Annotated in this window: 12 protein-coding genes; 8 read left to right on the forward strand and 4 right to left on the reverse strand. The window is 65.6% G+C overall.

Features of this window, described 5'->3' with window-relative positions; all coding sequences use genetic code 11:
• Nucleotides 1-15: 15 nt before the first annotated feature.
• The gene (locus HG549_RS08150) at nt 16-876 is read right to left on the reverse strand and encodes a CAP domain-containing protein (RefSeq protein WP_170029021.1); all 861 of its coding nucleotides are present in this window, start codon (nt 874-876) and stop codon (nt 16-18) included.
• Between the two features lie 238 nt (nt 877-1,114).
• On the opposite strand from HG549_RS08150, the gene HG549_RS08155 reads away from it, so the two are divergent.
• Complete coding sequence (locus HG549_RS08155; protein ID WP_170029022.1) at nt 1,115-2,260, forward strand: sensor histidine kinase KdpD; 1,146 nt, start codon at nt 1,115-1,117, stop codon at nt 2,258-2,260.
• 193 nt (nt 2,261-2,453) lie between these two features.
• Here HG549_RS08155 and HG549_RS08160 read toward each other — a convergent pair whose 3' ends face one another.
• Nucleotides 2,454-3,392 carry a LysR substrate-binding domain-containing protein gene (locus HG549_RS08160; protein WP_170029023.1) on the reverse strand — a complete coding sequence of 313 codons (939 nt, stop codon included), beginning with the start codon at nt 3,390-3,392 and terminating at the stop codon, nt 2,454-2,456.
• Nucleotides 3,393-3,545: 153 nt separating this feature from the next.
• Here HG549_RS08160 and HG549_RS08165 point away from each other — a divergent pair, with 153 nt between their 5' ends.
• Together HG549_RS08165 and HG549_RS08170 are read left to right on the forward strand one after the other, a co-directional pair.
• Nucleotides 3,546-4,469 carry a carbon-nitrogen hydrolase family protein gene (locus HG549_RS08165; protein ID WP_170029024.1) on the forward strand — a complete coding sequence of 308 codons (924 nt, stop codon included), beginning with the start codon at nt 3,546-3,548 and terminating at the stop codon, nt 4,467-4,469.
• A gap of 31 nt (nt 4,470-4,500) precedes the next feature.
• Nucleotides 4,501-5,058: a GNAT family N-acetyltransferase gene (locus tag HG549_RS08170; protein ID WP_170029025.1), complete on the forward strand. Its 558-nt coding sequence runs from the start codon at nt 4,501-4,503 to the stop codon at nt 5,056-5,058.
• A gap of 29 nt (nt 5,059-5,087) precedes the next feature.
• On the opposite strand, the gene HG549_RS08175 is transcribed toward HG549_RS08170, so the two are convergent.
• Complete coding sequence (locus HG549_RS08175; RefSeq protein ID WP_170029026.1) at nt 5,088-6,653, reverse strand: winged helix-turn-helix domain-containing protein; 1,566 nt, start codon at nt 6,651-6,653, stop codon at nt 5,088-5,090.
• 241 nt (nt 6,654-6,894) lie between these two features.
• Between HG549_RS08175 and HG549_RS08180 the strand changes: the two genes are divergently transcribed.
• The 5 genes from HG549_RS08180 to tcuB all read left to right on the forward strand — a co-directional run bounded on the left by HG549_RS08180 (nt 6,895) and on the right by tcuB (nt 11,835).
• A complete protein-coding gene (locus HG549_RS08180) occupies nt 6,895-7,638 on the forward strand; it encodes an SDR family oxidoreductase (RefSeq protein ID WP_170029027.1) in 744 nt (247 codons plus the stop codon).
• 38 nt (nt 7,639-7,676) lie between these two features.
• Nucleotides 7,677-8,090 carry a cupin domain-containing protein gene (locus tag HG549_RS08185; protein ID WP_170029028.1) on the forward strand — a complete coding sequence of 138 codons (414 nt, stop codon included), beginning with the start codon at nt 7,677-7,679 and terminating at the stop codon, nt 8,088-8,090.
• A 62-nt stretch (nt 8,091-8,152) separates the two neighbouring features.
• Nucleotides 8,153-9,073, forward strand: coding sequence for a LysR family transcriptional regulator (locus HG549_RS08190; RefSeq protein ID WP_170029029.1), 921 nt, complete (start codon nt 8,153-8,155; stop codon nt 9,071-9,073).
• 145 nt (nt 9,074-9,218) lie between these two features.
• On the forward strand, nt 9,219-10,673 hold the full coding sequence (tcuA, locus tag HG549_RS08195) for an FAD-dependent tricarballylate dehydrogenase TcuA (protein ID WP_170029030.1): 1,455 nt from the start codon (nt 9,219-9,221) through the stop codon (nt 10,671-10,673).
• A complete protein-coding gene (tcuB, locus tag HG549_RS08200) occupies nt 10,654-11,835 on the forward strand; it encodes a tricarballylate utilization 4Fe-4S protein TcuB (RefSeq protein ID WP_170029031.1) in 1,182 nt (393 codons plus the stop codon). Before tcuA ends, tcuB begins: the two co-directional genes overlap by 20 nt.
• 60 nt (nt 11,836-11,895) lie before the next feature.
• On the opposite strand, the gene HG549_RS08205 is transcribed toward tcuB, so the two are convergent.
• Nucleotides 11,896-12,789, reverse strand: a complete 894-nt coding sequence (locus tag HG549_RS08205) for a LysR family transcriptional regulator (RefSeq protein WP_170029032.1) — start codon at nt 12,787-12,789, stop codon at nt 11,896-11,898.
• Nucleotides 12,790-12,825: the final 36 nt, after the last annotated feature.

Consider the following 12,825-nt stretch of genomic DNA (forward strand, 5'->3'; position numbering starts at 1 on the left):
CCACTGACAAGCCGCTCAAGGCGCACCAAACACCATCGTCCAGTAAACACCATCATCGCTACGTGAATTCTCGGCATATGCCGCCCCCACCTGGGTAAACATCGGATTCATCAGGTTGGCGCAATGCCCCGGGCTGGCCAGCCAGCCTGCCATCGCCTTGCTTGCTGAGCCCTGGCCGGCGGCGATGTTCTCGCCGATCTGGCGGCCGCGATAGCCGGCATCCCGCGCCCGGTCCGCCGGCAGGTCACCGTCGAGGTCGCGGTGGGCGAAAAAGTTTTCGTTGGCCATCGCCCGGCTGTGGCGCTGTGCGGCCGCGCCCAAGGCGGCGTTCCAGGTCAGCGGGCGTGCGGCAGCAAAGCGCTGGCGCCCGCACAGGCGCGGTTTGGCCCGGGCCGCGTTGACCTGGGCCAGCAACGCCTGGCCCGTGCTGCGCCGATCGCCGAGTTGCGCCTCCAGCAATGGGCGCGCCAGCAGCACCTGCCACTCATTGCGGGCGCGGCGCACGCCAATATCGGCATACTGGCTATCGAGCAACGCAGCGCAGTAGTCGCTGCGCAGCATGTCGAAGGCCTCCTCGGCATCGTGCGCGCCAACCAGGCGGATAGCCCGCACCTTCACTGCCTGGTAGCCAACCGCCTTCAAGCCGTCGCGCAAGCCACCCCCATAGCCGATCGGCAGCGCCAGGTTCGCCTTCAGCGCCAGCGGCGTCGAGGCCCGAACCAGGCGCCGCTCGCAACGCTGTGGCTGGGCGCGATAGTCGTTGATCGCCGCTACCAACTGGCGCTCCCCGCTGGCAAGGGCGGGGCTGGTCAACAACGGCAGCAAAGGCAACAGGCAGAGCGAGACAAGGCGGGAGCAGCAGGCAGCGTGGCGCATGGGACAGACAGCTCGGCAGGAGATTGGCAGTGAGGCCGGTCAAAGGGCCCGGCTATGACTGCGCCGCCCGACACTGGTTCACCAACAAACCGTACATTTTTATCGCTGGGAAACTGCCAGACGGTAGCGCTACAAGCGCCAGAAAGGTGGCGCCCGGCTCGAAAACCGGGCTTTGCAGCGCTACGCTTATTCCACCCAATCGAAAACTGCCCTGGTCAAGCAGCGGAGGAATGACTGCATGCGGTTGTCTACGTTCATCATTGAGCAGATGGAAAGCATCCTCCAGGCTTGGGAGGACTTCGCCCGAACGGTTGACCTGCCCAGGGAAGCACTGAGCGTATCGGGCCTGAGGAACCACGCCGCGCACATTCTTCTGGCCGTGGCGCGGGACATGCAAACCCACCAGACCTTACAGCAGGAAATAGACAAATCCCAGGGCCTCGCTCCGGTGTCGGCGCGCGAAAGTGCGGCAGAAACCCACGCAGTCATGCGCCTGATGGACGGCTTCAGCATGGACCAGATGGTGTCGGAGTACCGCGCCCTTCGCTCAAGCGTGTTGCGCCTGTGGCTTGCTCAGGAAAGGTCGATCGACCAGCCCGAGCGGGTGGCGGAGATCATCCGCTTCAACGAAGCCATCGACCAGGCCTTGGTCGAATCCATCGCCTCGTATGGCAAGGCCGTCGAGACCACCCGCAAGATGGTGCTGGGTGTACTCGGCCATGACCTTCGCTCGCCACTGACAGCGATCACCATGGGGGCCGGCATGCTTGCCAAGAGCCAACAGCTGGGGCCCCGGGAACAGACCGTGGTCACCCAGATCTACGCGAGCGTCGGGCGAGCCAACGACCTGGTGAACGATTTGCTCGACCTGGCCCGATGCAATCTGAGCCTGGGCATACCCATACAGCGTGAGCCGAATGAGCTCAGCGCTCTGTGTAACGCTATCGTCAAGGAAGTCAGCCTGGCCCATCCGCAGATCGACCTGCGTTTGCAGCAGGTAGCGCCATTGCCGGCCAGCTTCGACCCGTCACGCATGTCCCAGGCGGTGTCGAACCTGGTCAACAATGCCATACGCCACGGCGATACCCGCTTGCCGATCCAGGTGCGGCTTGCGACCGAGAACGATTGCGCGGTGATCGAGATTCACAACTGGGGCAATCCCATTTCGCCAGACCACATGATGTACCTGTTCAATCCCGAGGCACGCTTGGCCCGGGCGGGCCATGCCGAGAGTGGAAAACCGCATGGGCTGGGGCTTGGCTTGTTCATTGCAAACGAGATTGTCACCAGCCATGGTGGCACGATAGAGGTCGTTTCCAGTGCAGAACGGGGTACGACCTTCAGGGTTGTTTTTCCTCTTGAAGCTGGTACGTCTGCCGGTTGAAGGTGCAGTACGTCAACTGTAGGAGCGGATTTATCCGCGAAGCAGGCGACGCGGTGGATGGCACCGGCTGTGCCGGTGATCGCGGCTGAAGCCGCTCCTACAGGGGGCGTGTCAGGGCGCTGAATGGAGACAATTTCGCAGGCGCTGGGAGCGGGGTGTGCCCGGTCCCACAAGGTACCTGCTTGCAATCGCTTCACTCAGGCATGAGCGGCCTTGTATCGCTGCCTGGCAGTTGGGCGATGACCTCGCGCAGCAAGGCCGTCATCAGGCGAATCGCGGGGTCGCGAGCATTGTCGATGCGCCAGCCCAGTTCTATCGAATACCGCGGCAAGTGGATCGGGCAAGGCTGGCACACGACATGGCTCACCATGGCCAGCGCCTTGGCCGCATGCGTCGGCAGGGTGGCTACGCAGTCACTGCCTTGCAACAGCGCAGGGAGCGCAGCGAAATGCGTGGTGGAAGCCTCCACCGTGCGGCTCTGTGCCTGCGCTGCCAGCACTTCGTCCACCACGCCAACATAACCGCCTGAAGAAACCAGCACATGGCGTTTTTCCAGGTAAGCCTCAAGGGTCAGCGCAACCGGCGCAGCGCTGGTTGCCGTAAGGCAGCTGTAGCCACCGGTTCCGAGCGCCAGGCGCCCGAGCGCTTTCGAGGCGACGGCGCCGGAAGTCAACGCCAGGTCGAACTGCCGATTCATCAAGGCATCGTTGGCCAGCAAGCTGTGGGTCTGCTTGAACACCAGGCGGATGCCAGGCGCATGGGCTTTCGCCCGATCGATCAGCTGCCTGCCGATCGCCAGTTCGAAATCATCCGACATGCCCAACGCGATCGTGCGTCCCTGGATGGCTGCATCGTCGTTGAATGCCAACATCAAGCCTTGGCGACACTTGTCCAGCGCGGCAGCAACCACAGGGCGCAGTTCCTCGCTTTTTGCCGTGGGCTTGAGGCCGCGCCCGGTGCGCTCGAACAAGTGGTCAGCGAAAACCAGACGAAGCCTGGCCAGCGCAGCGCTTACCGCTGACTGGGTAATGCCCAGGCGGATGGCGGCGCGGCCGGCACCGCCTTCTTCATACAAGGCTTCGAAGACCTTGAACAGGTTCAGGTCCACCGAGGCGAGGTCGAGTTTGCTCATGACCGGGACTGCCCTTTGCAAGAATGACTGCGGTCACGCTAGGCGAAACCCGATATGAATGCCAGTCATATCAGATGTTGCGCTGGCGGCGTTGTTCAATAACGCCTCGCGACAGAACATGGCAGCCACACCCTCCACACGAGACAGTCGATCATGGCCCGTATCACCGTTGCAGCACTGCAGATAGGTTCCCACCCGGACGGCAAGACCGAGACCCTGAAGTCGATCCTCGGTTACGAGGAAGCGATCAGGGCGAGCGGGGCAAAACTGGTCGTGATGCCCGAAGCGCTGCTTGGCGGGTACCCGAAAGGCGCGACCTTCGGCACCTACCTGGGCTATCGCCTGCCCGAGGGGCGTGAGGCATTCCAGGCCTATTTCGCCAATGCGGTGGACGTACCCGGCGCGGAAACCGACGAACTCGCCGCGCTCTCCGAGCGCACCGGGGCGCACCTGGTGGTCGGGGTGATCGAACGCTCCGGCAACACCCTGTTCTGTTCCGCGCTGTTCTTCTCGCCAGAGGGCGGGCTGGTCGCCAAGCACCGCAAGCTGATGCCGACGGGCACCGAGCGCCTGATCTGGGGCCAGGGTGACGGCTCGACCCTGCCGGTGGTCGAGTCGCCCGCGGGTAAACTGGGCACGGCGATCTGCTGGGAGAACCACATGCCGCTGTTGCGCACGGCCATGTACGCAAAAGGGGTACAGGTGTGGTGCGCGCCGACCGTCGACGAGCGGGATGTCTGGCAAGCCAGCATGCGCCATATCGCGCATGAGGGGCGGATGTTCCTGGTCAGTGCCTGTCAGGTCCAGCCGTCGCCGCGTGAACTGGGCATCGAAGTGCCAAGCTGGGATCCGCAGCGTCCGCTGATTCAGGGCAACAGTGTTATTGTCGGGCCGCTGGGCGACGTGCTTGCCGGGCCGCTGCGTGGTGAAGCGGGGCTGTTGACCGCGGATATCGACCTGGAGGAGCTGGTGCGCGCTCGCTACGATTTCGATGTGGTGGGCCATTATTCGCGGCCCGACGTGTTTTCATTGAGTGTCGATGAGCGCGCCAGGCGCGGTGTCGACTTTCAAAAATGACTCATTGCTGAGGATATTCGGGAGCGCAAGCATGGAAGGCCTTGCTACCTTGTTCACAAAGCGTCTGCTGCTGACGCCGCTGCGCTTGGAGGATGCCCAGGCGATACAGGCGCTGTTTCCCCAATGGGAGGTGGTGCGCTACCTCGACCGTCGCGTGCCATGGCCGTATCCGCCAGACGGGGCGCTGACCTATTTGCGTGATATCGCCCTGCCTGCGATGGCCGCCGGCCGAGAGTGGCACTGGATGATCCGCCTGCGCGACGAAGACGAGCGCATCATCGGCAGCGTCAGCCTGTATGACCAGGCTGGAAACAACCGCGGATTCTGGCTGGCGCCGCAGTGGTGGGGCCAAGGCTATATGCGCGAAGCATGCCGGGCCATCAATGCTTATTGGTTCGAAACCTTGTCGCGCTCCGTCATGCGGGTTCCCAAGGCGGTGGCCAACAAAGCGTCACGCAAGGTTTCGGAACACGAAGGCATGCGCCTGGTCGATGTGCGCGATGGCGATTTCGTTGCCGGGCCAATGCGCGTCGAGATCTGGGAGATGACCCGTAGCGACTGGCTGGGCAGGGTGAACCCAGGCCGCTAGTGGCTCGTGCCTGGCCGGCGGTTTGCCGGTCAGGCTGGCAGCCCGGCCAGTTGCAGGCCCTCGGCCAGCCGGGCCAAGTCCTCGTCGCGATGGATCGGCAACCACTCACGCAAGGTCGATACACGCAGCCCCGGGTCTTGCTCGCGCAAGCGCGCCATGGCCCGGTAGGCGCTGTCCATCCGCCCGCTCAGCGCATGGCTGGCGGCGACCAGGGCGACCGCCACCAGCAAGTTGGGCAGGTTGCCCAACGATTTTTCCGCCCACTCCAGCGCTTGCTCCAGGCGCCCGGCAAAGAAGTGCGCCAACGCCATGCCCACCTGCATGCGGAACATCTCCGGGTCCAGCGGGCTCAGCCGGGTGGCATGGCTGAGGTTGTCGATGGCGGTCTGGGTCTCGCCACGCAGCGCCCGCAACACCCCGCCCAGGTACCAGGCCGGCGCCAGGTTGGGGTTGAGCAGGCGTGCCCGGTCGAGCAAGGCGATGGCACCGTCCAGGTCGCCGGTCAGGTGGCCAAGGGCATGGCCACCACGGGTCAAGGCCACGGCATCGTCACGCCCCAGCGCCACGGCAAGGCGCGCGAGCCGGGCGCCCTCGGCAATTTCCTCGGCGCGGCTGTCCATCCAGCCATTGAGCTTGCGCCAGAAGTAGCACCATGCCGCCATGCCATAGGCCGAAGCGAACTCAGGATCGCGCTCGATGGCGTGGTAATACAGCGTCAACGCCTCGGCGATCGCCTCGCGGGTGCCGTGGTGCAGCTTGGCCGTGCCGCGCAGGTAGAAATCGTAGGCGCCAAGGTCGGCGGTAGGCTTGCGCTTGGCCCGCTCGATCTCGGCCCGCTCCAGCTGCGGCGCGATCGCCCCTACCACGCTTTCAGTGACCTGGTCCTGCAACTCGAACACATCATCCAGCGACCCTTCGAACCGCTCGGCCCACAGGTGCTCGCCGCTGCTGGCGTCGATCAGCTGGCCGGTGATGCGCAGCCGCTGGCCGGCCCGGCGCACGCTGCCTTCGAGTACATAGCGCACGCCCAGTGCCTGGCCCACCTGCTGCACGTCGATGGGCTGGCCCTTGAAGGTGAAGCTGGAATTGCGGGCGATGACGAACAGCCAGCGGATGCGTGACAGGGCGGCGATGATGTCCTCGACCATGCCATCGGCGAAATAGTCCTGCTCGGGGTCACCGCTGAGGTTCTGGAACGGCAGCACGGTGATTGATGGCTTGTCCGGCAGCGCGGGCCCGCTGGGTGCCGGCACCGTTTCGGCTGCGGTTGGCGCCGGGCCGCTGGCGGCTTCGCGGACTTCGCCGACGAAGCGATAGCCCTTGCGCGCCACGGTGCGCAGCAGCCGTTGCTCCTCGCCGGAGTCGCCGATGGCTTTGCGCACGGCGTTGATGTGGCTGGTGATGGTCGATTCGGAGACCACCTTGCCGTTCCACACCCGTGCCAGCAATTCGTCGCGGCCCAGCACCCGGTCGCGGTGGCTGACCAGTTGTACCAGCAGGTCGAACACCTGCGGGCCGATGGCCACGGCCTGGCCCTGGCGGGTCAGTTCCCGGCGCTGCTCGTCGAGCTGATAGTCGTCAAACACGAATGGCACGTGGCATCCCTCGCACGCCCTGGGCCTGGTGGCCGAGGCGCCTGGTTTCAGGTATCGGTCGATGATACGGCAGCAGCCCAGGCGGCAGTACTGGCCTGCGCCCGGTTTGAATAGTTTGGACGCAAATTAAAGCCTGCGTGGAGGCAAATCCAGCCTGCGAACAAGGACTCGCTGTGCCAGGCGGCGCATGCTGCAGCCAGACGACGGCAATGGTTGCGGTCGTGCATGCGGAGACAGCCCAATGAAAATCGTGGTCATCGGAGGCACCGGCCTCATTGGTTCGAAGCTGGTCAACGGCCTGCGTGAGCGCGGCCACCAGGCCGTCGCGGCAGCGCCGAGCACCGGGGTCAACAGCATCACCCGCGAGGGCCTGGCCGAGGCGATGGATGGTGCGGATGTGGTGGTAGACGTGGCCAACGCCCCGTCCTGGGAGGACCAGGCGGTGCTGGAGTTCTTCGAGACGTCCACGCGCAACCTGCTGGCGGCCGAGAAAGCCGCTGGAGTGAAGCACCATGTGGCGTTGTCGATCGTCGGTACCGAGCGCCTGCCGGATAACGGCTACTTCCGCGCCAAGGTCGCCCAGGAGGCGCTGATCAAGGACTCGGCGTTGCCGTACACCGTGTTGCGGGCCACGCAGTTCTTCGAGTTCGTCGAAGGCATCGCCCAGGCGGGTACTGTCGGTGACGAAGTCCACCTGTCGCCGGCGCTGTTCCAGCCACTGGCTTCCGATGACGTGGTGGCGGCACTGATCGACGTGGCCCTGGCACCCGCGGCCAACGCTACGCTGGAGGTGGCCGGGCCGGAGGCACTGCCGATGGACGAACTGGTGCGCCGCTTGCTGCGCCTGCGTGGCGACAACCGCAAGGTGGTGGCCGATGTGCACGCCCGCTATTTCGGCGCCGAGCTCGACGACAAGTCACTCACCCCCGGCAGCGGCGCGCGGCTTGGCACCATCCGTTTCGAAGACTGGCTGGCGCGCCAGTGAGTTGCCCAGCCCCCACCCGTCAACCAAGGAGCATCAGCATGTTCAATCGCACCCTCCTGGCCGCCGCGTTCAGCGTGCTGGCCATTACTCCGGCAATCGCCGCCGAACGCCCGCTGAGCAAGGTCACCGTGGTGTTCGACAAGCCATTGCCGAACGTGCCAGGCAAGAGCATGCGCGGGGTCATCGTCGACTACGCGCCGGGCGCTGCGTCACCCGCGCATCGCCACCCGAATTCCGCGTTCATCTACGCCACCGTGCTCGAAGGTGAAGTACGCAGCAGCGTCAACGGCGAGCCGGCCAAGGTCTACAAGCCCGGCGAGAACTGGTACGAGGCCCCGGGCGCGTTCCATGGCGTCAGCGCCAACGCCAGCGACAGCAAGCCGGCCAAGCTGATGGCGGTGTTCGTGCTCGACAGCAACGAGACGGTACTGGTCACCCCGAGCGACAAGTAGGCCGCGAACAGTCGCCGATCCTGCGTACAATGCGGGCAGGGCAGGGGCATCGCGAGGTCAACGTGGAGTTACGCCAGTTTCGCTACTTTTTGAGTGTGCTGGAGCACGGCAGCCTGGGCAGGGCCGCGCTCGAGCTCGGGGTGGGCGCGTCCGCCCTGAGCCAGCAGCTGTCGAAGCTGGAAAGCGAGCTGAGTACCCGCCTGCTGACCCGCTCGAGTACCGGTGTTACGCCGACAGCGGCGGGCCTGGCCTTCGAATACCACGCGCGGCTGGCGCTGCGCCAGGCCGAACACGCCATGCTGGCGGCACAGAGCGGGCGCATGAGCGGCTACGTCAGCGTCGGCCTGGCACCGACCACCGCATCGGTTCTGGGCCTGGCCCTGATCGAGCGCATGCGCCAGCGCTATCCGGACATCCACCTGCACCTGGTGGAAATGCTCTCGGGCTATCTGCTGAGCCAACTCAACGCCCGACACCTGGACCTGGCGGTATTGTTCCAGGCGGAAGCGGGGGCGCGGCTGGAGGTGCGCCCGCTGCTGCAGGAGCGCTTGTTCGCGCTGGTGCCGCAGCGCCTGGTGCAGGAGGGCTGGGGCGAAGCGCTGAGCTTGCAGCAGATCGCCACGCTGCCGCTGGTGATGCCCAGTACCCAGCATGGCCTGCGTTCGACCTTGCAGGCGATCCTGGCCCGGGCCGGGCTTGAAGCCGACATCGTCATGGAGGTCGACGGCTTGTCGCTGCTCATGGATTGCGTGGCTGCCGGCCACGCCGCCACCCTGCAACCCGGTGCTGCGGTAGCCCGGGCAGCCCAGGCCGGCGTGCGGGTATTCGCCATCGACGATGCCCAGGCGCAGCGCCGCAACCTGGTGGTGAGCCTGGGTGAAGACGAGCTCTCGCCAGCAGCATTGGCGACCCGGATCGTGCTGCATGAAGTGGCCCGCGACCTGGTCGCCCACGGCCAATGGCCGGGCGCGCGACTGCTCTGAGCAGGGCCTGCCGCGCCGCCACCCTTTAGAAAAACTGAACACCTACCCCCGCTGATCGCGTTTCGTCCCCCGCACGGGGTCATTAGATTCCGTGGTCCGCGAGGAGCACACCGACCGTTCTGGCTCCTCGAGACCTGGAGGCAAAATGATCGATGTGCTTGTCATTGGCGGTGGCAACGCCGCCCTGTGCGCTGCGTTGATGGCACGTGAGGCCGGCGCCAGCGTGCTGCTGCTGGAGGCCGCGCCGCGTGCCTGGCGAGGTGGCAACTCGCAACACACCCGCAACCTGCGGTGCATGCACGATGCACCGCAGGATGTGCTGGTCGATGCATACCCGGAAGAAGAGTTCTGGCAAGACCTGCTCAAGGTCACCGACGGCCAGACCGACGAAAAACTGGCGCGGCTGGTGATCAGGGCGTCGTCCGAATGCCGCGACTGGATGCGGCGCCACGGTGTGCACTTCCAGCCGTCGTTGTCCGGGGCCTTGCACACGGCACGTACCAATGCGTTTTTCATGGGCGGCGGCAAGGCGTTGGTCAATGCCTATTTCCGCAGCGCCGAACACCTGGGCGTGCAGGTTCGCTACGACACCCCGGTGTGCGACATCGAGCTGCACGGCGAGCGTTTCGTCGCCGCCCATGTACCGGCGCGCGAGGTAGGCGGGCGGCAGTTGCCGGCCGAACGTATCCAGGCACGCAGCTGCGTGCTGGCCGCCGGTGGCTTTGAATCCAACCGCAGCTGGCTGCGTGAGGCCTGGGGGCAGAACCAACGCGGCGAATGGCCGGCGGACAACTTCCTGGTGCGCGGTACCCGCTTCAATGACGGTGTGCTGCTGCGGCGCATGATCGACCTGGGTGCCGATACCATCGGTGACCCGACCCAGGCGCACATGGTGGCCATCGATGCCCGCGCGCCGCTGTACGACGGCGGCATCTGCACCCGCATCGACTGCGTGTCGCTGGGGGTGGTGGTCAATCGCGAAGGGCAGCGCTTCTACGATGAGGGCGAAGACTTCTGGCCCAAGCGCTACGCGATCTGGGGCCGCCTGGTGGCCCAGCAGCCGGGCCAGGTGGGCTTTTCCATCATCGACCAGAAGGCCCTGGGCCGCTTCATGCCGCCGGTGTTTCCAGGTACCACGGCCAACACCCTCGAAGAACTGGCGGGCCTGCTTGGGTTGCCGCCGGCGGCCTTCGTCGACAGTGTGCAGGCCTACAACCGCGCCTGCCAGCCTGGCACCTTCGACCATACCCGGCTGGACGACTGCCACACCGTCGGTATCACCCCGGCCAAGAGCCACTGGGCCCTGCCCATCGATACGCCGCCTTTCTACGGCTACCCGCTACGCCCTGGCGTGACCTTCACCTACCTGGGCCTGCGCACCGACGAGACCGCCGCCGTGCACTTCGCTGGCCGGCGCAGCCCGAACCTGTTCGTGGCCGGTGAAATGATGGCCGGCAACGTGCTGGGCAAGGGCTACACCGCTGGGGTCGGCATGTCCATCGGCACCGCCTTCGGGCGTATTGCCGGCACCCGCGCCGCTGCCGCCGCTGCGCGCATTCCATCCCCTGACGAGGCCCGCCATGACCGCGCAACTGCCTGAACCCCGCCAGTACCAGCCTGCTGCCAGCGGCCCCGAACTGATCCCGTTGCTGAACCTGGACGAACAGGAAGTACAGCGGCAGATGAGCATCTGCAACGCCTGTCGCTACTGTGAAGGGTTCTGCGCCGTGTTCCCGGCGATGACCCGCCGGCTGACCTTCGGCAAGGCCGATATCCATTACCTGGCCAACCTCTGTCACAACTGCGGCGCCTGCCTGCACGCCTGCCAGTACGCCGCGCCCCACGAGTTCGCCGTCAACGTGCCGCAGGCGATGGCCAAGGTGCGCGGCCAGACCTACGCCGACTATGCCTGGCCGGCGGCGTTCGGCCGGCTGTACCGGCACAATGGCACCTATGTCGCCAGCGCGCTGGCCGTGGCGCTGTCGCTGTTCCTGTTGCTGGCCCTGGCGGTCAACGGCACCTTGCTGCCCGGGCGGCTGGCGGGCGATTTCTATGCGGTGTTCCCGCACAACACCCTGGCGCTGTTGTTCGGCAGCGTCTTCAGCCTTGCCGGTGTGGCGCTGGCACTGGCCGTGCGGCGCTTCTGGCGCCAGGTTTCGCCCGCCGGGCAGCAGGCAGCGCCGGCCGATGGCGCTGTGCTCGAGGCATCGGCGGCGGTACTGACGCTGAAGTACCTCGACGGCGGGCATGGCCAGGGCTGCAACAATGCCGACGACCGCTACACGCTGTGGCGGCGCCGCTTCCATCACCTGACCTTCTACGGCTTCCTGCTGTGCTTCGCGGCCACGCTGGTCGCCACCGGTTATCACTACCTGCTCGGCCTGGCAGCGCCTTACCCGCTGCTGAGCCTGCCGGTGCTGCTGGGCACGGCCGGTGGGGTTGGCCTGGTCATCGGCCCGCTCGGGCTACTGGCGCTGAACCTGCGCCGGGCGCCGGAACACGGCGATGCCCGGCAACGGCCGATGGACCGGGCGTTCATCCTGCTGCTGTTGCTGGTCAGCGTCAGCGGGCTGGCACTGCTGGCGCTGCGTGACAGCGGGGCCATGGCCATGTTGCTGGCCATCCACCTGGGCACGGTGATGGCGCTGTTCCTCACGCTGCCCTATGGCAAGTTCGCCCATGGCCTGTTCCGCAGCGCCGCGTTGCTGAAGTTCGCCATCGAGAAACGCCGGCCCGACCCGCATGGCCTGGGTGGGGACTGAGGCATGGGCGCGGCGCACGTATTTGCCTGGGCCGGGCATCGGCCTGATGGCCGCGCTCGCTCAGCGGTTGGGCCACTTCTCCAGCAGGATCGAAACGAACTTTTCCGCGGCAGGCGACAGCGACGCACCGCGCCGGTACACCAGGCCCAGGGTACGCGTTACCTGGGGTTCGATCAGCGGCACGCTGACCAACGTCGGGTGGTCGGCGCTGGGCATGGCCAGGCTGGGCATGGCGGATACCCCCAGCCCGGCCTCGACCATGCCCAGCGAGGTGGACAGGTGCTGCACCTCGTAGAACCACTTGGGGCGCAGGTTGAGGCCGGAGAGGGCATGGTCGAGCAGCATGCGGTTGCCGCTCAGGCGGCCAACGCCGATCAGCCGGTAGTCGGCAAGCTCGGTCCAGGTCACGGCTTCACGTCCCGCCAGTTTGTGGTCGCGCCGGCAGGCCAGGACAAAGTGCTCCTGCACCAGCGAGACGAATTCGATGTCCGGGTGTTGCCCGCTCATCATGTTGATGCCGAAGTCGGCTTCGCCGCGCAGCACGGCTTCCAGCCCGTCATTGGCGCTGAGGTCGAGCAGGCGGATACGGATTTTCGGGTACTGCTCGTTGTAGTCGCGGATCACCGACGGCAGGAAGTAGAACGCGGCGGTGGGAATGCAGGCGAGGGTGACCTGGCCGGTCTGCCGCTCGGCCAGCTCACGGATGCTGAGGATCGAGTCCTCGAAGTCATCCAGCAGCCGCCTGGCCTTGGGCAGGAAGTCACGCCCGACACTGGTCAGGCTGACCCGACGGGTGGTGCGTTCGAGCAACGAGGTGCCTAGCCCTTCTTCGAGCTTCTTGATCCGCCGGCTCAGTGCCGGCTGCGACAGGTGCAGTGCTTCGGCGGCTTCATGGAAGCTGCCGAGTTCGGCGATTTTCACGAAAGATCGGATGTCTTGCAGCTCATATTCCATAAATAAACCACAGCCCGTTTGACGGAGAATTATTTT

The organism is Pseudomonas sp. SK (assembly GCF_012975065.1).
GTDB classification, from domain to species: Bacteria; Pseudomonadota; Gammaproteobacteria; order Pseudomonadales; family Pseudomonadaceae; genus Aquipseudomonas; species Aquipseudomonas anuradhapurensis.

Coding starts and splice junctions, on each gene's coding strand:
- HG549_RS08150 (WP_170029021.1), bottom strand. CDS start 876: ATGCGCCACGCTGCCTGCTGCTCCCGCCTTGTCTCGCTCTGCCTGTTG.
- HG549_RS08155 (WP_170029022.1), top strand. CDS start 1,115: ATGCGGTTGTCTACGTTCATCATTGAGCAGATGGAAAGCATCCTCCAG.
- HG549_RS08160 (WP_170029023.1), bottom strand. CDS start 3,392: ATGAGCAAACTCGACCTCGCCTCGGTGGACCTGAACCTGTTCAAGGTC.
- HG549_RS08165 (WP_170029024.1), top strand. CDS start 3,546: ATGGCCCGTATCACCGTTGCAGCACTGCAGATAGGTTCCCACCCGGAC.
- HG549_RS08170 (WP_170029025.1), top strand. CDS start 4,501: ATGGAAGGCCTTGCTACCTTGTTCACAAAGCGTCTGCTGCTGACGCCG.
- HG549_RS08180 (WP_170029027.1), top strand. CDS start 6,895: ATGAAAATCGTGGTCATCGGAGGCACCGGCCTCATTGGTTCGAAGCTG.
- HG549_RS08185 (WP_170029028.1), top strand. CDS start 7,677: ATGTTCAATCGCACCCTCCTGGCCGCCGCGTTCAGCGTGCTGGCCATT.
- tcuA (WP_170029030.1), top strand. CDS start 9,219: ATGATCGATGTGCTTGTCATTGGCGGTGGCAACGCCGCCCTGTGCGCT.
- tcuB (WP_170029031.1), top strand. CDS start 10,654: ATGACCGCGCAACTGCCTGAACCCCGCCAGTACCAGCCTGCTGCCAGC.
- HG549_RS08205 (WP_170029032.1), bottom strand. CDS start 12,789: ATGGAATATGAGCTGCAAGACATCCGATCTTTCGTGAAAATCGCCGAA.